The 21379-nt window shown below is 67.3% G+C and carries 21 protein-coding genes; 3 read left to right on the top strand and 18 right to left on the bottom strand.

The annotated features are described in order from the left end of the window. Positions 1–82 precede the first annotated feature (82 nt). From KL771_RS04685 to KL771_RS04610, 16 genes are all read right to left on the bottom strand, one after another. Entirely contained in the window at positions 83–874 is a 792-nt protein-coding gene (locus tag KL771_RS04685) for a hypothetical protein (RefSeq protein WP_261967390.1), read from the bottom strand. Then, entirely contained in the window at positions 871–1422 is a 552-nt protein-coding gene (locus tag KL771_RS04680) for a hypothetical protein (protein ID WP_261967389.1), read from the bottom strand. The genes KL771_RS04685 and KL771_RS04680 overlap by 4 nt, the downstream gene beginning before the upstream one ends. Then, positions 1415–2593, bottom strand: a complete 1179-nt coding sequence (locus KL771_RS04675) for a MotA/TolQ/ExbB proton channel family protein (RefSeq protein WP_261967388.1) — start codon at positions 2591–2593, stop codon at positions 1415–1417. Before KL771_RS04675 ends, KL771_RS04680 begins: the two co-directional genes overlap by 8 nt. 21 nt (positions 2594–2614) lie before the next feature. Then, the gene (gene sctV, locus KL771_RS04670) at positions 2615–4747 is read right to left on the bottom strand and encodes a type III secretion system export apparatus subunit SctV (protein WP_261967387.1); all 2133 of its coding nucleotides are present in this window, start codon (positions 4745–4747) and stop codon (positions 2615–2617) included. Between the two features lie 232 nt (positions 4748–4979). Next, positions 4980–6164: a hypothetical protein gene (locus KL771_RS04665; RefSeq protein ID WP_261967386.1), complete on the bottom strand. Its 1185-nt coding sequence runs from the start codon at positions 6162–6164 to the stop codon at positions 4980–4982. 170 nt (positions 6165–6334) lie between these two features. Then, a complete protein-coding gene (locus tag KL771_RS04660) occupies positions 6335–7549 on the bottom strand; it encodes a hypothetical protein (RefSeq protein WP_261967385.1) in 1215 nt (404 codons plus the stop codon). Positions 7550–7554: 5 nt separating this feature from the next. Further along, positions 7555–8133 (bottom strand): hypothetical protein, encoded by a 579-nt coding sequence (locus KL771_RS04655; protein WP_261967384.1) that lies wholly within the window; start codon positions 8131–8133, stop codon positions 7555–7557. A gap of 165 nt (positions 8134–8298) precedes the next feature. Next, positions 8299–8787: a tetratricopeptide repeat protein gene (locus KL771_RS04650; RefSeq protein ID WP_054358276.1), complete on the bottom strand. Its 489-nt coding sequence runs from the start codon at positions 8785–8787 to the stop codon at positions 8299–8301. Positions 8788–9071: 284 nt separating this feature from the next. Beyond that, positions 9072–9548, bottom strand: coding sequence for a type III secretion system chaperone (locus KL771_RS04645; protein WP_261967383.1), 477 nt, complete (start codon positions 9546–9548; stop codon positions 9072–9074). Positions 9549–9582: 34 nt separating this feature from the next. Continuing rightward, the gene (locus tag KL771_RS04640) at positions 9583–10506 is read right to left on the bottom strand and encodes a hypothetical protein (protein WP_261967382.1); all 924 of its coding nucleotides are present in this window, start codon (positions 10504–10506) and stop codon (positions 9583–9585) included. Between the two features lie 16 nt (positions 10507–10522). Further along, positions 10523–11545, bottom strand: a complete 1023-nt coding sequence (gene sctE, locus KL771_RS04635; RefSeq protein ID WP_261967381.1) for a type III secretion system translocon subunit SctE — start codon at positions 11543–11545, stop codon at positions 10523–10525. A gap of 19 nt (positions 11546–11564) precedes the next feature. Next, on the bottom strand, positions 11565–12137 hold the full coding sequence (locus KL771_RS04630) for a tetratricopeptide repeat protein (RefSeq protein WP_261967380.1): 573 nt from the start codon (positions 12135–12137) through the stop codon (positions 11565–11567). Positions 12138–12362: 225 nt separating this feature from the next. Beyond that, positions 12363–12743 carry a hypothetical protein gene (locus KL771_RS04625; RefSeq protein ID WP_054358271.1) on the bottom strand — a complete coding sequence of 127 codons (381 nt, stop codon included), beginning with the start codon at positions 12741–12743 and terminating at the stop codon, positions 12363–12365. Between the two features lie 21 nt (positions 12744–12764). Next, a complete protein-coding gene (sctX, locus tag KL771_RS04620) occupies positions 12765–13145 on the bottom strand; it encodes a type III secretion apparatus assembly protein SctX (RefSeq protein WP_054358270.1) in 381 nt (126 codons plus the stop codon). A gap of 92 nt (positions 13146–13237) precedes the next feature. Continuing rightward, on the bottom strand, positions 13238–15061 hold the full coding sequence (locus KL771_RS04615) for a hypothetical protein (RefSeq protein ID WP_261967379.1): 1824 nt from the start codon (positions 15059–15061) through the stop codon (positions 13238–13240). 136 nt (positions 15062–15197) lie between these two features. After that, on the bottom strand, positions 15198–15632 hold the full coding sequence (locus tag KL771_RS04610) for a hypothetical protein (protein ID WP_261967378.1): 435 nt from the start codon (positions 15630–15632) through the stop codon (positions 15198–15200). A 257-nt stretch (positions 15633–15889) separates the two neighbouring features. Between KL771_RS04610 and KL771_RS04605 the strand changes: the two genes are divergently transcribed. Both KL771_RS04605 and KL771_RS04600 read left to right on the top strand, forming a co-directional pair. After that, positions 15890–16519, top strand: a complete 630-nt coding sequence (locus KL771_RS04605; RefSeq protein ID WP_261967377.1) for a hypothetical protein — start codon at positions 15890–15892, stop codon at positions 16517–16519. 35 nt (positions 16520–16554) lie between these two features. Next, positions 16555–16908, top strand: a complete 354-nt coding sequence (locus KL771_RS04600; RefSeq protein WP_261967376.1) for a hypothetical protein — start codon at positions 16555–16557, stop codon at positions 16906–16908. A gap of 216 nt (positions 16909–17124) precedes the next feature. On the opposite strand, the gene KL771_RS04595 is transcribed toward KL771_RS04600, so the two are convergent. Then, positions 17125–17466: a hypothetical protein gene (locus tag KL771_RS04595; RefSeq protein WP_261967375.1), complete on the bottom strand. Its 342-nt coding sequence runs from the start codon at positions 17464–17466 to the stop codon at positions 17125–17127. Between the two features lie 184 nt (positions 17467–17650). After that, positions 17651–19018: an aminotransferase gene (locus KL771_RS04590; protein WP_261967374.1), complete on the bottom strand. Its 1368-nt coding sequence runs from the start codon at positions 19016–19018 to the stop codon at positions 17651–17653. Between the two features lie 232 nt (positions 19019–19250). Here KL771_RS04590 and KL771_RS04585 point away from each other — a divergent pair, with 232 nt between their 5' ends. Next, positions 19251–21158, top strand: a complete 1908-nt coding sequence (locus KL771_RS04585; protein WP_261967373.1) for an SUMF1/EgtB/PvdO family nonheme iron enzyme — start codon at positions 19251–19253, stop codon at positions 21156–21158. Positions 21159–21379 lie beyond the last annotated feature (221 nt).

Raw genomic sequence — 21379 nt, 5'->3', positions numbered from 1 at the left:
CCGCTGCGACCGGAATGCCGAGCGGGCGGCACGATTGGGCTTTCCGAGTGGGTTTGCGGTTGTGTTTCCCCAGGTCGGATGGTCAGGTCTGCCGCCGAGCGGGGCGACGGGTTTCGGCGTAGATGACCAGGGCGAAACTCGCCGTCACGGCGAGAAGCGCCAGGATCATGCGTCCATACCGGCCGAGCCGTTCGGACAGAGTTTCCCCCTGAACCGGGCTGCCGTCCAGACCGCCGCCGCTCTGGCCTCCCGGCACCGGCCGGTCGGCGCGTTCGCCGCCCGATCCGGCGATGATTTCGGCGAGGCCGGCGCGGAAACGGCCGGGGTCCGCGGCGCGGGCGACGAGGGCCTCGAAGGCCGGCGCCCAGGCTGCACCGTTGGTCTGCCCGCCGACGCGCAGCGCGGCCGGGACCGACAATTCCCGCCAGGACCGGCCGTCGCGGACGAGGCGGGCCGTCACGGCGCCGTACCAGGCGGCATCGAAGACGTAGAGGCGGACGGCCCCCGGCTCGGCCAGCGTGGTCGCGGCCGCGATGCGGGCCGCGGCGGCGGCATGGTCGGTGCCGGCGAAGGCGAGCACGGCGCGGGTCCGACGGCCCGGCAGGCCAATCTCGATGCGCTCGGCGTGCAGGTCGACGGTCAATCCGGGAGCCGCGGGACCGCGCAGGCGCAGCAACTCGACCAGGCCTGCCGGCGCCTCCGGGCGGTGCGTCCGGGTGTCGAGATCGCGGCTGGCCTCGATCGGCGCCGGCCGGGTCGCCGGTTCCGGCGTGCCCGAACGGGCGAGCAGCACGATCAGGATCAGCAGGAAGGCGGCAAAGACGTTGGCCGACAGGTCGGCCGCCACGGTCATGCCGACGCGGTCGCCGATCATGGCCGGCCCTCCCGATCGCCGATCCGGCGGGTCCGACAGGCGGCGGCGAGATCGGGCCGCTCGGCGAAGCTGCAGGCGCGATCGAGCCGCACCTGTCGGATCTCCTGCGGACCGCGCGCGGCCAGCACCGGTTCCAGCGCGAAGGCTGTATCCTCGCCGCCCGGTTCGATCAGGAGCAGGACGGACCGCCCCTCCCGACGGGCACGGGCGAGCCGGTCGGCGAGACCGGCATGGTCGGCGATGGCATCCGCACCGATCCGCTCGACGGTCTCCGCGCCGCTCCCGGCCGGCGCAGGGTCGACCAGCGCGAGCCCGTCCGGGCCGGCCAGGATCGCGTCGGCGGCGGCACCGTCGACCCGGTATTCGGCGAGCGCCAGCACCTCGGCGAGCGATTTCAGCCGCGCGCGCTCCTGCACGGCTGCGACGCCGACGCTCGGCAGGATCATCAGCACGGCGAGCAGGCAGATCGCCCCCATGCCGAAGAACAGGTCGGTCAGCGGGTCGAAGCCGTCGCGCTCGGTCTCGTCGTCGGCGATCCGGTCAGCCATGGCGGACGGCCTCCGCGGCGACGAGCGCGCCGACCACCCGGCGCGCCTCGGCGGCGAGTTCGGTCTCCCGGCGTTCCATGACGGCGATCAGCAGCGAGGCGACGATCGAGCCGATCAGGCCGAGGAGCGTGGTTTCGAACTTGATGGCGAGGCCGGCGAGGCTCGCCGCGATGTCGGCGCCACCGCCGCCCGCGCCGAGGCCCTGCGGCAGTTCCGCCATGGCGGCGGCGAGGCCGACCACGGTGCCGAGAAAGCCGAGCAGCGGCAGGAAGGGGACCAGGCCGCGGGCGAATTGGCGGGCGGCGCGGTGGAAGCCGTCCTGGGCGGCGGCGGGCGACAGGGGACCCGCGTCGGAGTCCGGGCGGCCGCTGCGGACGACCCAGTCGGCGACCAGGCGCAGCAGTCGGCTCGACGGCCGCACGGCGATCTCGTCGGCCACCAGGTCGTTCAGATCGTTCGAGCCGCCGGCGCGCGTACGGCCGCGCCGGCGCAGGCTTGCCAGTGCGGCGGCATCGGCGAGATGCAGCCGCAGCGCATCGGCCAGATGCGCGAGAATGACGAAGAACAGCACGATGATCGCGCTATGCAGCGCCGTGCTGCCGGCCAGCGCGGTGACCAGGATGCCGGACGGCCCGGCGGGTGCGAGCGCCTTGAGCCAGGGCAGGGCGAGATGGAAGACGAGGCCGAGCGCGGCACCGAGGAACAGCGCGGCGAGGCTCGACTGCACGCCGACCGGCCCGGTCGTGCCGAGCGGATCGGCCCAGAAGGCCGCAAAGCGGGCTTCGGTCTCCGCAGCGAGCACGCGGCTGGCGAAGAACGCGACCAGGATCTGCGGCCAGAGCACCGCCTCCGATCCGGCAATCCCCGCGCCGCCACCCGACGACCCACCACCAAGCGGGCTACCACCAAGCGGGCCACCACCGGCCGGGGCGCCCGGGTCGAACAGCAGCGGCATCGCCAGGGCGAGGCCGCCGATCAGCAGCACGGAGGCGCGCAGGAGGTCTGGATGGCGTAGTGCCAGGGGCGGGAACTGGGCGAGCACGAGGCCAGCCACGCCGAGGGCCGCGATGCTCAGGACCGGGCCCGGCCAGCCCGCGCCATGGATCGCCAGATGCAGCGCGAAGGCACCCGCGAGACCGACGGCATAGATCGTGACCTTCTGGCGATCCACGAACCGGTCCCCCGCGCCGCCTCAACCCGATGCGATCTGGCTGACGAGCTTGACCCGCTCCAGCGGCTGCACATTCGCGTAGGGCGCGAGCTCCTGATAGGAGAGCACGGCCAGATCGGGGAAGTCGCGCTCGACGATCTTGCGCATGAAGCGCCGGATATCCATCGGCGCCAGGATCACCGGCGGCAGGGCGTGATGGCTGACATTGCCGATCACATTCTTCATCGAGGTGATCAACTGGCGGTGGATGTCGGGCGACAGGGCCAGATACGACGCGCCCGAGGTCTGGCGAACCGCACCGCGCACGGCATCCTCGATCTCCTTGGAGATCAGATAGGCCGGGATGAGGTTCTGGCCGCCGGAGAACTTATGCGTGATGTAGCGTGACAGCGCGCTGCGCACATGCTCGGCGAGGACGATCGGGTCCTTCTCGCGCTGACCCCACTCGACCAGCGCCTCCAGAACGGTGCGCATGTCGCGGATCGAGATCTCCTCGCCGACCAGCCGCTGCAGCACGTCGTTGATGGTGATCACCGGCAGGGTGCGGGTCACCTCCTTGACCAGTTCGCCGAAGTTCTTCTGCATCTGGTTGAGCAGATACATGGTCTCCTGGATGCCGATGAACTCGGAGGCGTTGCTCTTCAGCACATGCGCCAGATGGTAGGTCAGCATGCTGGACAGCGTCATGACCTGGACGCCGGCCTTCTCGACCAGTGCCAGATGCTTGTTGGAGACCCAGTAGCTCGGCGTATGCGGGAGGAAATCATCGCCGCGCTCGAACGGAATGTCGAACATCTTCAGGTTCGCTTCCGTCTCGCGGACGATGAAATAGCCCGGCCGCGCCGCGCCGGCGGCAACCGGGATCTCGTTGACCATGATCCGGTATTCGCCGTCCTTCAGATTGTCGTTGAGGCGAAGGTGGATGCCCGGGAACGGCACGCCGAGGTCGAAATAGAGCGCCCGGCGGACGCGGGCGACCTCGCGGTCGAGCTTCTCGGGACGGATCGAGTTGCGTACCGAGGAGGCGATGTCGACGATCAGCGGCACGGTCAGCGCGAAGGTGACGGCCTCGACCGGCTCCAGATCCTCGATGTCGTCGTCCTTCTTGGGGAAGGACGGCACCATGCCCTTCGGCGCGATGGCCGGCGCCAGCGCGGGCATCTCGGAGGAGCGCTGCTGGCTGGAGGAGCGCCGGCGCTTCCTCTGGGTCATCCAGCCGAGCGTCGCGAAGGCGATCGCCAGCGACGCGAAGACGACCGCCGGGAAGCCGGGCACCACGGCGAAGATGGCCAGGATCACCGAAGTGATGAGCAGAGCCTTCGGCTCGTTCATCAACTGCATGGCGATGTCGCTGCCGAGATCCTGGTTCTCGTCCGAGGACACGCGGGTGACGATGAAGCCGGCCGTGATCGAGATGAACAGCGCCGGGATCTGCTGGACGAGACCGTCGCCGATGGTCAGCAGCGCGTAACGGTTGAGTGCATCGCCGACCTCCAGGCCGCGCTGCAGGGTGCCGATCGTGATGCCGCCGATCAGGTTGACGGCGATGATGATCAGGCCCGCGATGGCGTCGCCCTTGACGAACTTCATGGCGCCGTCCATGGCGCCGTAGAGCTGACTTTCCTTCTCCAGCTTGGACCGCCGCCGCTTCGCCTCGTCGAGCTCGATCAGGCCGGCGCGCATGTCGGAATCGATCGACATCTGCTTGCCCGGCATGGAATCGAGCGAGAAGCGCGCGGACACTTCGGCGACGCGTTCCGAGCCCTTGGTGATGACCATGAAGTTGACGATGGTCAGGATCAGGAACACCACCATGCCGACGATCAGGTTGCCGCCGACGACGAAGTTGCCGAAGGTCTCGACGATATGGCCGGCATCGGCCTGGATCAGGATCAGGCGCGTGGTGGAAATGGCGAGCGCCAGCCGGAACAGCGTCGTGAGCAGCAGCAGGGACGGGAAGGCCGAAAGCTGGACCACGTCCTTCAGATACATCGCCGCCATGAGAAGTACGGCGGAGATCGACAGGTTCAGCGCGATGAGCGTGTCCACCAGCCAGATGGGCAGCGGCAGGATCATCATGAAGACGATGCAGATCAGCAGGAAGGCCAGGAACAGGTCGTTCCGCTTGGACAGCATCTGCAGGAATTTCATCATGGAGCCGTCGCCCTCGCCGTCGCTTGCCCTCGATCCGAGCGTTCCGCCCGGACCCGCCTCCCACGCAAAGTCAATCGCGTGTCGGGCAGACTACCGTGCGCGGCGCCCCTGCGGAAAGGGCGGCCGCGCTACGATTTCGAACTGATTGCATGCAGCATCGGCGCCACCGGACCCGGCATGACGGTCGGTTCGAGACCATCCGGCGACCGCCCCGGGACCTTGCGATCCCCCGTCAGACCGAGAGCCGCATCCGCGACCCGTTGGTCGTCGCCTCCTGGAACAGGTTCGTCTTCGGCGGCGGCTCCAGGGCGGCGAGCGTCTTCAGGACCGAGGTCAGCGCCTCGACCAGAGCCACCGCCTTCGCGCCGATTTCGGCTGCGAGCGACTTGGACCCGGCCGTCTGGCCGATCGGATTGGCATTGGCGCCGTTCGTCGTACCCGACGGAGGCAGCGTCCCGCCCGTCTGCTGCGGGAGGAGGTTGGTATCGCCGTCCTGGCCGAGCACCTTGCGCAGGATGTCGGTCTCCGTGTCCGTGTCCTGGTCGTTGAGCTTCTGCAGCTTCTCGAACGCCTTCACGTCGGCGAAGCGCGAATCGAAGGCGATCGCGGCGGCGACCAGTTCGTCGACCGGCAGATCGACGCCGGAGGTCGGCGTGGCCTTGGCGAGCAGGCGTTCGATCGCGGCCAGGGTCTGCGAGAGCTGGCTGGCGAGCGTGGTGATCTGCTGCTCGAGCGAGGCGATCGTGTTCTCGTTGGCCGTCTTCTCGGTCTGGGCGTCGTTGATCTTCTTGTCGGCCGCGGCGATCTTCGTGTCCACGGTGCCGATCTGCGCATTGACGGCATTGCGCTGCGTGACCAGGCCGTCGCGCTGCGCCACCAGTTGCGCCTTCGTGGTCGGATTGCTGGTGTTGGCGATCTGGTCGTTCAGGGTATTGATCTGGTTGGTCAGGCTCGTCTGCTGCGACACCAGATCGGAGCGCTGGCCCTGCAGGTCCGTCTTCTCCGCCTCACCGTCGGCGATGATCTGATCGAGTTCCGCGTTGCGCGCGGTCAGCGTGTCGATGCTACTCTTCAGCGACAGGATATCGGCCAGCGCGCCGCGCCGGATCGAGTTCTCGCCCTTGATCCGCTCCTTGTCGTTGTCCTCGAACAGCTTGTCGAGAGCCATGGCGACCTGGTCGAGCAGGACGCTGACATCCTGGAAGGTCGAACTCGGCGACAGACCGAGATTCTCCAGCGTCAGCCGCGCGAAGGGCAGGCTCAGATACTGAGAGTCCGCATCCGAGGTCGAGTAGGTCGCGCCGGTCGGGACGGCCGGCACCGACGATGTGCCGCCGGTCGGAGAGGACTGCGGAATCGTGGTCGTCGTGAATTGCGGGTCGGTGATCGACGTGCCGCTGGTGACTCCGATCGCCATGGGGTGGTCCCTCTCGATTTCGAATTGCTGCCCCATCCTAGTGCGGACGCGGCGCGGCACTGTGCTCAACGTCACTCTGGCGCGGGATTCGGCGCCTCCGGCCGTCGCATTCCTGGGCGGCCGGCGGCTTACATCGGCGGCGGCACGGACGTCGCCCGCCGGACGGGCGGCTACAATTGCAGCCGGCGCCGGCGGCCGCGGGGCAGCATGTCGGTGCCGGGATCCGGCTCGGGCGGTTCCTCCTGCTCCTCGCGCATGCGCTTCAGTTCCTCCTTCAGGCTCGCCATGATGCTTTTCAGCGCCTTCAGGATCCGTGCGAGGAAGAGCAGGAAGTTGCGCCGCCGGTTCTCGTCGACCAGCAGGGTGCGGATGCGTGCCAACATCGCCTCGCCGACGCCGAGGGCCGCCAGATAGGACAGGAGCAGGGCCTCGCCGACCAGGCTCGGTTCCTCGGCGCCGTCGGCGGCCGGACCGGCTGCGGCCCTGCGGCTGCGCACCGCCTCGTCTTCCGGCAGGGCACCGGTGAGCGGGCGCGGGCGCGGCCAGCCGGGGATCATCGCCGCGTTGAGAATCATGCTGTCGATGATGGTTCCGGCGCGACCGTCCGCGGCGGCGGCCGCAAGCGTCGCCGGGTCGGCCAGCGGCAGCCCCGCGGCGGCGAGGCCGGCGGTCCGGCCTTCGGTCGATGGCGCGCCACGGGCGCTGCGCTCCGTGCCCTGGGCGGTTACCCCCTCCGTATCGGTCGACGCTGCCGCCGCCCTGACGGCGGTTGCCGACCCGTCGGTGCCGCCGAGCCGCCGGGTCTGGGCCGCCGCCGCGGCGGTGCGGTCGGCGAGCGTCTCGCGGTCGCCTCCGATCAGGTTGAGGGTTTCTTCGAGTGCCCGATCGATCAGTTCGCGCGTCGTCAGCCCGCGCGCCGCATCCGCCGTGCGGGCGGCCTCGCCGGCTTCCGACACCATGCCGTCGTCGGGCCGCAGGGCACGCGCCGCCAGGCTGGTGGCCAGGATCGAGGCGGAAATCGGACCCGTCGCCGTCTGACCCGGCACGCTCGCGAATGTCGCCGGTGCGGGCGCGTCGCCGGCCTCGGCCGTATCGACTCCGGCCCATGGGGCCAAGGCCGCCGGACCCGAATCGGCGTTGGCTGCGGGCGACGTGGCCGTCGGGCTGGAGAGGCCGGCGAGGGTCAGGGCCGGGGATAGGGCCGGCCGGGCCCGGTAGGGATCGGCGGCTTCGGGCGGAAGCGCCTCCGGAGCATCGAATGTCTGCGCCGGCGGGGGAATCAGCTTCAGTTCGTTCTCGGTCACCAGATTCTTGGCGACCGTGATGGCTGTCGTCGTTTGCCCGATCTGCTCGACCATGCTGAGGATGCGCTCGAGCGTGATCATGGCGGTCAGCCTCGCGCGATTCGTTCGGTTCGCAGAGCGAGGGCGCTGCGGAAGCGTGCCACCTCGACCTTGAGTTCGCCCGGGAGCCGGTCTTCGCCGAGGGCGTCCAGGCGCTCGAGCGCGAGGCGGGCGCCGTTCCAGTCGCCGCGGCGGATCGCCAGTTCCGCCTGATGGACCGGCGGGATCGGCCATTGCGGCGCGAGGCTTGCCGCCGTCGCGAAGGCAAGGTCGGCCTGATCCAGGCGATCGGCGATGCGCAGACAGATGCCCCAGCCGACCCAGTTGTCCGGCTTGCCGCCTTCGATCAGGCACAGCGTGCGGAACAGGCTCTCGGCGCGGTCCGGCCGGCCGCCGGCGAACCATTGATGGGCGCGGGCATAGAGCAGGCGCGGCACCCCGGCCGGTACGGCAATGGCCTCGCCGAGCGAGGCGCCGCGCTTCAGCTTCTCGAAGATCGGTCCCGCCTCGATGCCGGACTTGCCAAGCACCTCGACGAAGATCTCGCCGAGCAGATCCACCTCCTCCGGTGCGAAGCCGAGCGCACGGCCGAGCGCGGTCTCGTCGCCCTGGGCGGGTGCAGCCATGCTGGGTCTCCGGTTGGCGGTGCTTCGGCGTCGGCCCCGGATCGGGGCGCCGCCGCGGCGTTCAGGGTGCGTTAGCTCCAGTCCGGATGCAACGGCCAGGATGCGGCCGGACGCACCGAAATGGTCGCGGCCGGGCTCCGGGCGCGGAACCGGCCGCCATCGGGGTCAGGACGGCTTGGCTTCGGCCGTCTTGAGCAGGCGCTCGGCCTCCGTCGCGACGAGGGTGTCGCCGCTTTCCTTGGCCAGCCGCAGCGCGTCGGCAAGATCTTCGCGGGCTTCGGCGAGCTCGCCGGCAGCCAGGCAGGCCCGCCCGGACAGGAAATAGCCGCGCGGATTGCGCGGCTCGAGCGCGATCACGGCCGAGGCGGCCTGCAGCGCCATGTAGTGCTCCTCAAGCTGCAGGGCGCAGTTGGCGAGGCCGATCTGGTAATCGGCGACCGTCGGGAAGCACAGCACCAGCGCGCAATAGATGCGCATCGCGCGGACCGGCTGCCCGCGCTCCAGGAGGCTTTTGGCGATATCCAGGCCGACGGCGAGATCGTCGGCGGCGAGGCCGAGATTCTTGCCGATCTCGGCTTCGACCAGAAGCCGGCCGAAGGCGTCGACGGCCGAGCCGGTCTGGGCAGAGTCGGTCTGCGCGGTCATGGTTTCCATTCCGGGTTCTCCATCCCAGACGGCGCCGCGCCGGGCGGCGGCCGTTGTCTCAATCTCACGGTGCCGATCCGGTCGGGGACTTGCCGTTTCGCGGCAGGGCATCCGATTCGGTGCGGTCGGCAGTCAGTCGGTTGACGGGCCGGACACCGGCGAGGCCGATGCGAGGTCGTGCGCCAGAGGGCACTGCATGGCCGGGCTTCGGTCGATCGGGGATCCCACCCCGTCGATGGCCCGGTTCGGCGCGTCCGGCCTCTGCGGCCGGGCTTGTGATCGGGCGGTCGTCGCTACGGCCTGAAGATCATGGCCTCCTCCAGGCCGCCCGTCCCGCCGCGATGGTCCGGCTCCCGCCGGGACCGCGTGGACAGTTCAGGCGACAGAATTTCGACCGCCTGGATGACATTCTCGATCACGCCGATCAACCGGTCGCCGCGGCCGTCGGCATAATCGAACCGCGCTTCGGCGAGCATGGTCGCCCCGGCCGGATCGTCGGGATCGACACCGACCCAACTGCAGTTGGAGGCCATCAGCCCGAGTCCGATCTGCAGAAGCCGTCGGGTCTGCCCGTCGCGTTCGCCGGGATCGGCGGAGAGCCGGCCGAGCCGCCCGGAGACGGTCAGGCCGCGACCGTCGGCGGTTTCCGCCAGCTTGAGATCGGTGCCGTCGATCGAGAGCGTCACTTCCGGCTTGTCGCGAAAGGTCGGCGCCGGGAGCCTGAGCCCCGACCACAGCCGTCTGATGGTGGTCTCGAAATTCGCGCTCATGACGCCCCGCCCGCTCCGAGCCAATCCGTCGCCGTCACATCTTGAAGGCGCGCATCAGCTCGGCCTTGGCGTCGCCCATCTCCTTGAGGAAGTTGATCACGGCCTTGAGGGTCTCTTCAACCCCCTGCTGCACTTCCTTGGCCAGGTCGGCGACGCCTTTTTCGGTTTCCGCGTAGGCGGCATGAACCGAGGCGTCGGCCTCCTGCTTCTTCGCCGCGCCCTGGCCGATGCCGCTGATCATGCCGGAGATCGCTTCGAAGACCTTCGAGATCGCCGCGTTCTTCTGCAGGTCGGCCGTCACCTGCTGCAGCAGCATGCCTTCCGAGATGGTCTTGTTCGAGCCGCTCAACGGATTGGAGCCGCCGGTGGTGTTCGGCTTCGGCGTCGTCGACGTGTCCGGCACGTCGGTCGTCGCGGTCGACATCTTGGCCTGGGCCTTGGCGGCGCCGGCAAAGGAGACCACCGAGCCGAGGATGCCGATCACGGCGCTGACGATCGCGGTGGCGATCATGGTGCTGCCGGCCTTGTTGAGGTCGGCGGCCTGGGCCAGCATCTGCCCCTTGGCGGCCTCGCGGGCCGCAAGCCGTTCGTCCAGGGCCGCCTTGCGCTGTTCGGCGGCCATCTCGATCATCGCCCGGCCGAGCAGGTTGAGGGCGCTGCTGTCCTTCAGGATCGTATCCAGCACGCTCATGCCGGACGAGATCACCTCCATGGCGCTGTTCAGGACGGACAAGACCTTGTCCGCCTTCACGTCCGACATGGTCTGGCCGGGGCCGTTCGGCGCCACATCGGCGCTCTGCAGCAGGGCCAGGAAAATCTGCTGCTCGAGGGCGGGCAGCTTGTCGAGCTTGGCCAGGACGCCGGACTGAACCTGCTCGGCGACTTCCGGCGGGACCGTCAGCTGACCCTGGGCATTGTAGAAGGAGGCGGGAACATATTGCGGATTGATCTCGACCATGGCGTCCGTCCTCCGGTCAGCCGGTGAATTTGGCGTTGGAAAGCATGTCACCCTTGTCCTTGATCATGTCGGTGATCATGTCCATCATCTCGTTGAACCGATTGCCGGCAGCGATCAGGCGCTGCAGCGACATATCGATCAGCTCTTCGAGGAGCTGGATATTGGCATCCTTCTCCATGGCCTTGGCCTGGAGCTTCTTGGCTTCGCCTTCGGTAACCGCGGCGTCGGCCTTGATACTCGTCGTGACGACTTCGTTCACGGCGCTCGCCATGGTGGTGATGTTCTGGATGGTCTGCGCGACCTTCTGGAACGACTGCACGGCGTTGCTCAACTGGGCGACCGAGCTGGCGAAGGAGGCGCCGCCGGTGACCACCGCGGTGGCGATGGCGAGGGCGATGCCGACGATCGCCATGGCGATGCGGAAGCCCATGTCGGCCTTGGCGCATTCCTCCGGCGAGGCGCCGGCCGCCTTGGCGATGTTGCCGGCGATGCCGAGGCCTGTCGCCATTTGGACCGCCGAGTCGATCATCATCACGATGCCGACCACGCCGGCCGCGATCAGCAGGGCACCGGCCACCGGGCAGACCGCGGACAAGAGGGCGCCGAGCACGATGGCCAGCGCGGCCGCGATAGCCTGGAAGATCAGGCCGATGATGTCGAAGATGTTGCCGCTGTTGCGCTTGTCGATCGACTCCTGGATCTTCTTTTCCGCTTCGTCGATCTTCGCCTTCTTGGCGCCGAGCTCGGTGCGCTTGGCCTCCTGGTCCGCCTTGTACTTGTCGGTGGACGCCTTGTCCTCGCTCTCCTTCATCTTCGCCGTGATCTCGGCGAGGAAGACCTCAACCATGTCGCCCGACATCTGCGGGAGAAGCGAGCCGAGTGCGGCCATCATCTCCGTATAGCCCTGGACATTGTTCAGGTCAGGAGTCGGGCCGTTCTGCCCGAGATTGCCCGATCCCGTGATGTCCTTGCCCTTGAGTTCGGTCTGGGAAATCTGCTGATTGCCACCGACCGTGCCGACGCCACCGATGCTAGCCATGACGGGTCTCCTCTCGCGGTTAGTTGCTGGCTTCGGCGCGGCGCTCGGCCAGGACGGCGAGCATCTTGGCCGCGTGTTCGGCGGCACCCTTGCTGCCGAGACCACGCTCGGCGAAACGGGCCGCACTTTCGAAGCTCTGCTGGGCGTTGTCGTATTCCTGCGCCGCCATGAAGCACTCGCCGAGACGCAGATAGCCGTCGGGGTTGGTGGCATCCATGGCCAGGAAGTTCAGGTAGAGCTTGGCGGCACCGTCGAAGACGCCGTCAAGCTGATAGGTGTTGGCGATCGCATAGACGGAGCGGTTCTCCTCCAGCGGATCGAACAGATAATTCTGAAGCAGGATGTCGCGCGCCTTCTGACGGTCGCCGGCCTGGATGGCCTGAACCGCAAAGGTGAACATCGCATCGCGATGCTGCTGCGTGATGCCCATGATCGATCCCAAAGGAATGCCTTCACGGACCAGATCGATGATCTCTTTCTGCTTCGGGGTGAATTCAGCCGTCCCGAAAAACTGCTCCAGCAGCTTCTCGCTGACCTGAAGCGCTCCGATCATCTGGCCTTCGGAGTTCATCATCCCATCGATGATCGACACAGCGTTCTCCTCGGGAATGTTGGACGACATCTGTCGTGATTGAGACTAGGCGATCGACGCCGGCGAAGTGTGTCAAAGGTTACAGTCAGAGAATTTTGCCGCCAAGCTGCTGCCGCAATCGCGGTATCGGCCTTCCCTGGCCCGTAGCAGGCCGGTGTTGCCGCCCTGTGTCGTCGCGGGGATCCGGTCGCACCGGCGGGCGGGCGGGCGGGCGGGCGGCTGGGGCTATTCGCCTTCGCCCTCGCCGGAGCCGTGCCGCAGGTAGCCTTCCACGGCATCCCGGGCGCGCGCCTTCTCGCCGAGTTCGTACAGGCAGCGCGCCTTGATGTAGCGACGCATGCGCTGGCGGTCGTCGAGCTTGTAGCGGCCGAAGCGCTCGAGCGGATCGATGCGGTCGAGATCGTCGAGGCAGGCCAGGGCGCCGGACCAGTCGGCCCGGAAGAAGCGCATGATCGAGCGTGCCAACAGCACCTCGGGCGAGGCATCGCCCAGTTCGTGCAGGGCTTCGACGAGCGTTGCCGCCCGGTCGATATAGCCGTGCTGGGCGAGCACGAAGACATTGAGCAGCAGGAAGTCCCGCTTCCGGTCGTCGACGGGGGATGTCACGAGGCCTCCGATCCGTCGCGGTCAGCCGCGCAGGAGGACGGCGAGCGATCGCCGGACCTCCTCGTCCATGGCGACGGAATCTTCCAGGTGGCTTGCCGCCAGTTCCAGCACCGCCTTGCGCCGCCCGCTCGAGCGCGCCGCCTCGGCGATGAACTGATCGCGCACGGCGATGCGCGTATCGGTCAGGGTCGCCGGATCGAGCAGGTCCGGATCGAGAAAATCCGGCTGCAGGAGGCGCGGCAGGCGTTCGTCCAGAGACGGGCGTCGCGTGATCTCGTCCAGCGCACGGTATTGCGGCAGAAAGGCCGGTGCCAACCCGCCTTCCTTGGGCAGGTGGACCTCGTCCTGTTCCTGCCAGACGGAGATCGATTCGACGCCGCGATCGAGATACCGGATGCGCATGCTGGTCGTTCCAATCCGCTGTGATCACGCCTGCGCAGACGTCGATGGCCCGGCCGCCCAAGGGCGCTCGGGCCAGGACGGCAGCGATGCTATCAGTTCCCGGTGGCGCGGGCGATGCTCTGGATGGTGTCGAACATCTTCGACAGTGCGCCGTTGGCCAGGTCGAAATGCCGGTCCTTCTGTTTCGACAGCGAGTTGATGTCGTTCATCTTGACCTGGTTTTCCTGGTTGATCAGGTTCACCGCGTTGGACAGGTTCGTATTGTAGCTGTCCCACTGGCCGCGCCGCCACTCCTTGAACTCGTCGGCACCGGTGCCGGGAAGAACCTGATTGTTCAGGATCGGGATGGTCTCGACCTCCTTCGGTTCAAGAATTTCATGCAGCGGCCGCTGGATGCCGCGCAGCTTTTCGATCGGATGCAGCGCGATCGTTCCGTTCGCTCCGACACCGTTGGTCGCCAGCGTCTGGTCGAACATCGAGATCAGCAGCTTGGTGTTCGAATTCGTCACCGCGCTGATCTTCTCGTCGCCGGAATCGGTGCCGTTGATCGTCCGGTCCTCCTCCTGCTCGGTCGCATCGAACAGCTTGATGGCATTGTTGACCAGCTGCTGCATCTGGCCGTAGACCTGCAGAAGCACGTTCTGCTGGTTGATCTCTTCGGTGTCCGCCGTGACCTTGGCTTCGTCCATGAGGTTGTAGTTGAGCTGGAGAAGGAAGATCAGGTTCGGCACGTCGAGCTTCTTGTTCTTCAGCTTGCCGTCCTTGACCAGTTCAAGCTTGGCATTGTCGAGCGCCAGGATGCGCCGCTCCTGCTCGACGAACTTGGCCAAGCCGCGCTGCACCGCTGCGCCGCTGTCGAGGCCGGAGACATTATAATAGTAGCCCGTGCTGGTCGCGATGACGTTGCCGTCATCATCCGCCTGCGTGTCGAGCATTTCGGTCGGGGTCACGGACTGCGCGAAGACCTGGACGCGCTTGAAGCGCGTCAGGATTTCGTCGAGCGCCTTCTTGAACTCCGTGAACGAGAAGATGCCGGAATTCTCCAGACGGCCCGTATAGGTCTTGGCCGGCGTCACCGTTGTGTCGGTGTGGCCCATCGCCCAATTGTCGATCTCGTCACGGAATACCTTGCAGATGTCGTCCGTCAGGGCCGTGCCCGAGGTCGCCTGCATGAAGCTCTTGTAGCTTTCCGCCATGTCGGCCAACGCCTGGCGGGCCTCCTCCGGCGTTTCGACATGCGGCGTGACGGTCGTGCCGGTCGGCCCCGTATAGCTGATCGTCGCGCCCACATAGGGGATCAGGCCGAGGCGAAAGGCGAGGCCGGCGGTGCCGTTGGCGGAGGTGGTGCCGGCAAAGGCCGGAAGGACGGCGATCGCCTCCTGGTCGGTCTTCGACAGCTTGGCGAAGTCGTTCTTCTGCATCTGCTCGACGACGCCGGCCTTGGTCTTGCCGTCGAGCAGGATCGCGGTGATCGTACCGTCGGTCGAATTGCCGATCGTCACCCAGGGATTGGCGGCCGATGCCAGCGAATCCTTGTTGGCAGCGATGTACTGCATCTGCCACCAGGAGTGCCAACTCAGGAAATCCTCCGGGTCGAGCGTGTCCGGGCTATCCGTAAAGCCGTCGGGCGGCGTCGAGATCGCCGCCGGCGGTGCGGTCACGCCGTCGAAGATCGGAAACAGTTCGTCGGTCTGCGCCACGAGCGCCGGCGAATCGATGCCGTCATCCGCCCCCGGCAGCAGGAAATAGGGCTGATTGTAGCCGTCGAGGACCGTCGTGTTGGTGTTGGAATCTGTATAGGCGGTCAGGTCCTGTCCGGGCGTGGACTGGATGATGCCGGCCTGCTCGACGACCGGATCGGCTTCCAGCGGCTGGTAGATGGCTCCGAAGGTCGAAGACCAGAACACGTCGGACATGTCTCACCTCGCTGGCCGCCGTCGCGGCGACCCGTTGCGGTTCGGCGCCGGTTCCGTTCGGACGATGCGCGCCGAGCGGACGGACACTTGGAATTCCAGTTTCCGGGGGGCACCGCGCAGGATGCGCCGCCCGGATCTAGAGTTTCAGTACGGTGCGCGCCTTGGACGAGTCCTCGGCGGCGAGCGACGGCATCAGTCCGGCCCGGGCCAGCTCTCCGCCCGGTCGGTTCGGCGTGGCGGGGGGCGGCGCCGCCAATTCCGGCGTTCCGGCCCGGCGCTGGCGGGCCGCGATCACGGAGGCCACGCGCCGCGCCAGCTGGTCCGCCATGAAGTCCAGGTCGGTCATGTCCCGGGCACCGACCATGGCCGCCAGGATCGCCATGGAGCCGGGATCCGATTGCACGATCTCGGTTTCGGCCAATTGCGTCAGCGCCTTGCGCATCTCGTCCAGGACCCGTTCCCAGTCGCGTTGGCGTTGGCGCGCACCGACCCGCGCCAGCAGGGCGGCGATCCGCTCGACGGCCTCGGCGGTCTGGTCATCGGTCGGACGGTTGTCGCCGGCCTCGGACATGCTGTTCCCTCGTCGCCCGCCGGGGCGCGGTCGGCAGAATGCCCGGAGGCCCTGCGCCCGAACCGGCATCGGCAGGCATGCTCGGCTCCGTCCGCCGACCTCCCGCACGGCCACCGCAAGGCAGCCGCGCGGAACTGGACGGCGCCGACGCCCATTCCCCAATCCGAGCTCCATGGTATCAGCGCGCTCTCGACAGTCTGTGCCGAAAGTGACACTCCCATGGCGAGGGGCATGTTAGCCCAAGAACCCGAGCGGTGATGCTGGAGTCTTCCTTGGCCGCCTATGTGAGCGAGATCATGCAGGGCATTCTGACCCTCGGGCCGGACTGGGCCCTTTCGGGGCCCGGCTTGGTCATCCTCTCCGACGAGACCCCCGCGGCGGTTGCCGATGCCGTGGAGGCGTTGCTGGTCCGTCTGACCGACCGTGCCGCCGCGGACGATGCCGTGGCGCGCGACGTGCTGACTTTGACCGGTCCGGCGGGAGAAGCCTGGCAGCCGGGCCCGATCGCGGGGTGCGACACGGGGGCGGTCCTCGCGGCGGCCGGCCGGGCCGCGGAAGCCGGCGATCGTCACGGGGCGGCGCGCCTTGCGGCATTGCTGACAACGGTCGAGGAATCCGCAGCCGACGGCTTCCTGGCTTTGGCCGCGCTGGCGGCCGAAGCGGCCGCCCACGACATCGCGATCGAACTCGGCACCCGCGCTCTGGAACTGTCGCCGGGCCATCCGCGCGCCCATGTCATCATCGGCTATGGGCAGTTCAAGAAGGGTCAGAGCAAGGCCGCGCAGAACAATCTCGCCTCCGCGACGCGGCTGGCGCGTCGGCGCCCCGAACTGCGCGCCGACCAGCGGGCCGCACAGCAGCTGCTGCTGTTGCTGCACCTGACCTGATCCTTTCATCACCCAACATGCCGGGCTGAATGCCGATGATCGAAACCGACGCCGTCCGAGCCCTCGTGGATATCGGCTTCATCGCCCTGTCGCGCGGGCTCGACCGCCATGCCGAGGCCATCTTCGACGGCGTCACCGCGGCGCGTCCGGACGGCGAGGCGGGGCCGCTCGGCATGGCCCTGGTGGCGCTGCTGCGTTCCGACGCCGACCGCGCCGTCAAGCTCCTGCGCACGCTCCCGCCCAGCGATCCCGTCCGCCTGTTTCTCGGAATGGCGCTGCTGCGCCGGGGCGATCGCACCGACGCGGCCCGCATCCTCACCGACGTGGCCGCGACCGCTGCCGATGCCGGCACCGCAGATCTGGCGCGGGCCACCCTCGCGGGGGCCTGACGCGATCCGCCCGGTGGCCCCGCAGGATCGCCGGGCCGAAGCCTCGCGACCCGACACGCCGCCCGAAGCGGCGTCCGGCTTGAGCGGGCGGCTGCATCCCTTATTCCGCTGGTCGCGGGCAGGGTCCCTTGCCGGACCGAGCGTTTCGGCAGGACGTGCACGGACGCTGCCTGCGCCGCGAGGCGGATCCGGTCGCGACGCCAGAATTTCGGGCGATCAGGAATTCGGGCCGAAGGCCTTCGGCGGCGGCGGGTCAGTGTCCGGCTTCGGGCAGACGTAGAAGCCGTGGCGCCAGTAGCAGCCCGAATAGAACCAGGGCCGATAGTTGCCGTAGCAAAGTTCTGTAAACGGAGGTTTCGAGCGCGTTCCGCACGGACCCGGATCGACATATTCGACCACATGCGGCGGCGGGACGACCTTGACGGGGGGCGTCAGGACAACCGCCGGGGGGCGCATTCCGGCTGGGTCGGCGGCGAAAGCGTACGGCGTGGCCAGGACGACAAGGCCCATGAAGGCCAGAATGACCGACGCTCTGCGCCCGACCGTCATGCTCGCCATCTTGCCGTCTCCTCCAAGGCTCGCGCCGGCCCGGCGCAGCCTCCGAGCCGGGACGAGCAGATGCGATTTTTCGAAAGAATGCAATCTGGCGAGCCGGCGTTCGAACGCATTCGGTGCCGGCGCGACTTGCATGCAACGTGCCGATGCCGGCGCGCTCCGAGGGGCACCGGCATCGGCCGGGGCGTCACGCCGGCATCAGGCGCGGCAGGGCGGCGTCGAGGCCCTTGCGGAACTTGGCCAGCAACTCGTCGATCTCGCCGGCCGAGATGACCAGCGGCGGCGTGAAGGCGATCCGGTCGCCGATGGCGCGGACGATCAGGCCGACCTTGTGGCACTCCTCCATCACCTGGATGCCGGCCTTCAGCTCCGGCGCGAAGGGGATGCGCTTGGCCTTGTCGGCCATCAGTTCGACGCCGGCGATAAGGCCGACGCCGCGGGCATTGCCGACCAGCGGATGGGCCTCCAGGTCCTTCAGGCCCTGCTGCAGCAGCGGGCCGACCTTGCGGACATGGCCGATGATATCGCGCTCCTCGTAGATCTTCAGCGTCTCGCTGGCGACCGCGCAGGCGACCGGATGGCCGCCATAGGTGAAGCCGTGGCCGAAGGTGCCGAGCTTCTTGGATTCCGAGACCATCGCCTCGTAGATCTTGTCGGAGATCATCAGGGCCGAGATCGGCTGGTAGGAGGCCGACAGCGCCTTGGCGCAGGAGACGAGATCCGGCCTCAGATCGTAGGTCTCTGAGCCCCACATGTTGCCGGTGCGACCGAAGCCGCAGATGACCTCGTCGGCCAGGAACAGCACGTCGTATTTCTTCAGGACCGCCTGGATCTTCTCGAAATAGCCGGCCGGCGGGGTGATCGCGCCGCCGCCGCCCTGAACCGGCTCGGCGAAGAAGGCCGCGACCGTGTCCGGACCCTCGGCCAGGATCAGCTTTTCGAGATTGTCGGCCATCCGGGTCGAGAAGGCTTCTTCGGTCTCGCCGTCCTCGTGGAAGCGATAGTAGTGCGGATTGTCGGTATGCTTGAACATCGCCAGCGGCGCGTCGAAATCGGCATGCATGTGCGGCTGGCCGGACACGCTGACCGAGGCGACCGTATTGCCGTGGTAGCCGCGGACGCGGCCGATGATCTTCTTCTTCTGCGGGCGGCCGAGTGCGTTGTTGTAGTACCAGATGATCTTGATGGCCGCGTCATTGGCCTCGGAACCCGAGCACTGGAACATGACCTTCGACATGCCCTTCGGGGCGATGGCCAGCAGCCGGTCGGCCAGTTCGACGCTCGGCACATGGCTCTTGGCGAAGAAGGTGTGGTAGTAGGGCAGCTCCAGCATCTGCTTGTAGGCGACCTCGGCCAGCCGCTTCTCCGAGAAGCCGAGCGAGGCGCACCACAGCCCGGCCATGGCCTCCAGATACTTGTTGCCGGCCTCGTCGAAGACATAGACGCCCTCGCCATGCTTCATGATCGTCCCGCCGGTGTCCTGATAGGCGGCGAGGTCGGTCTGCTGGTGGATCAGCGTGGCACGGTCGAGCAGGTCGTGGGAATTCGCGATCATGTTTTTCGGCCTCGGGGCAGGGGACGTCGACGCGGCGGAAGCCGGCAATCCTCTTTGTGGCATCGCACCCGGCTCCCCCGCAACGGGGGGCGGCGGTGGGCGGCTCTGCACTGGCGGAAGACCGCCGGGCGTCGGCGATCCGGCCGTGTGTCTCCAAGGAGATTGAGGGGCACTGCCCTTGCGAGAGGGTGCGCTCGACTTCAAGATCGGGTCGATGACGGGGATTGCGACCATGGGTCTTTCACGCCTGCTCGGTTATGGGCTCGTTGGCTTGATGGTGATGTTTGTGACCTGCGCTCCGGCCTTGGCCGAGAAGCGAGTGGCGCTGGTGATCGGCAACGACCGCTATGCCTCCGTGACGCCGCTGCGCAAGGCGGTGAACGATGCGCGGGCGGTGGCGGCGGTCCTGAAGGAGATCGGTTTCGAGGTCATCTCGGGCGAGAACCTGAGCCGCCGCGAGCTGAACCGGAAGCTTGGCGAGTTCGATCAGGCGATCGGCCCGGGCGACACGGCGCTGTTCTATTTTGCCGGCCACGGCGTCGCCCTTGAGGGCAACAACTATCTGCTCTCGACCGACATGGAGCAGTTGCAGCCAGGCAGTGAAAACACGGTCAAGGATGAAGGCTATTCGGTGAGCGGTCTGATCGAGCGGATCGCGCGGCGGGGCGCCGGCATTCAGATCGTGGTTCTGGACGCCTGCCGGGACAACCCGTTCGCTTCATCGGGCCGTCGATCTGTGGGTTTGGATCGCGGTCTCGGGCGCGTCGATACGCCGTCGGGCACATTCGTGCTGATGGCGGCGGGCGCCGGCCAGTCCGCGCTGGATCGGCTGTCGGACAGAGACCCGGATCCGAATTCGGTGTTTACGCGGCAGTTGATCCCGCTTCTGCGGACACCCGGGCTGAGCCATATCGAGATCGCCAAGCGGCTGCAGACCGGTGTCCGGACCCTGGCCGGGACGGTCGGGCACAGCCAGCAGCCGGCCTATTACGACGAGGTGCCGGGAACGATCGTGATCAATCGGGCGGCGGGAGCGCCGATACCGCCAGCGCCCGCCGCCGTCGATCCGGAAACTGCCATGCGGTCGGATTTTGCGATTGCCCAACAGACGAATTCACGGGCGGTGTGGCAAGCGTTTATCGACCGATACAAGTCCGGTTTTCTGGTTGAAGCGGCGCGCGAGCGTCTGGCGGCTCTTTCGGCACCGCTCCCAGCCGTCACGACGACGCCGGTCGTAACAGCGCCGGGGAAGATTGAGGTTGCGGGTCTGCCGCCAACGACGCGCCCGGATGGGGGGACATGCAACGGGGTTGCGCAGACGGTGTCGCTAGGCAGTCGGGCGCCAAGTGTCCTGACCTCGTCTGAGGAGCGTTGCCTGAAGGCGAAGGACGAGTTCCGGGAATGTGCGGACTGTCCCGAGATGGTGGTCGTGCCATTGGGTTCATTCACGATGGGCTCGCCGGTGAATGAGGAAAAGCGCGGAAGCAACGAGGGACCACAACGAACGGTTCGGATTGGGACATCGTTTGCGGTTGGCAAGTTCACGGTGAGCTTTGCTGAATGGGACGCGTGCGTTGCCGGAGGCGGCTGCAACGGCTACCGACCGGAGGATGAGGATTGGGGCCGGGGCAAGATGCCTGTGACCAAGGTGTCGTGGGAGGACGCAAAGGCTTATGTGGCATGGCTGTCGATGGTGACGGGCAAGAGCTATCGGCTTCTGACGGAGGCCGAATGGGAATATGCGGCTCGGGCGGGGACGACGACACCGTTCTGGTGGGGCCCTTCGATCTCGACGAGCCAAGCGAACTACGACGGCAACCTCACCTATGGAAACGGCAAGAAAGGCGAGTTCCGGAAGCGCACGGTTCCGGTGGACAGCTTTGTGCCGAACCCGTTCGGTCTCTATCAGATGCACGGCAACGTATGGCAATGGGTCGAGGATTGTTTTGTCGATGGCTATAAGAATGCGCCGACCGACGGTTCCGCTAATACAATTCATGATTGCAGTTCTCGTCTCTTGCGCGGCGGCTCCCGGAACAGCGATCCGGTGCTCCTCCGATCGGCCGCCCGTGACTGGAACTCCCCGGGCGCCCGCAACTACCTTTTCGGCTTTCGGGTTGCCAGAACGTTGACTCCTTGATCTTTAGCTATTTACCACTTTTTCTTGTCTTTCTTGACTTCACTTTCCTTCCCCAGGGTCCAGGGGCGTAGCCCCTGACGGCGGGGATTTTTGCGATGGTCAATTGGGGATCGACCGAAGCCGGCGCGCTTGCAGGGCCGGGTGAGGGTTCGGCCACGACATTTCCGAACGCGATCGGGTCGCGGCGATCTGCCGGAGCGGAGCCCCGGCGGCCCCACGAC

This window comes from Prosthecodimorpha staleyi, from assembly GCF_018729455.1.
GTDB classification, from domain to species: domain Bacteria; phylum Pseudomonadota; class Alphaproteobacteria; order Rhizobiales; family Ancalomicrobiaceae; genus Prosthecodimorpha; species Prosthecodimorpha staleyi.
The sequence above is the reverse complement of the archived record's forward strand: the minus strand, read 5'-3'. Positions and strand labels throughout refer to the sequence as shown.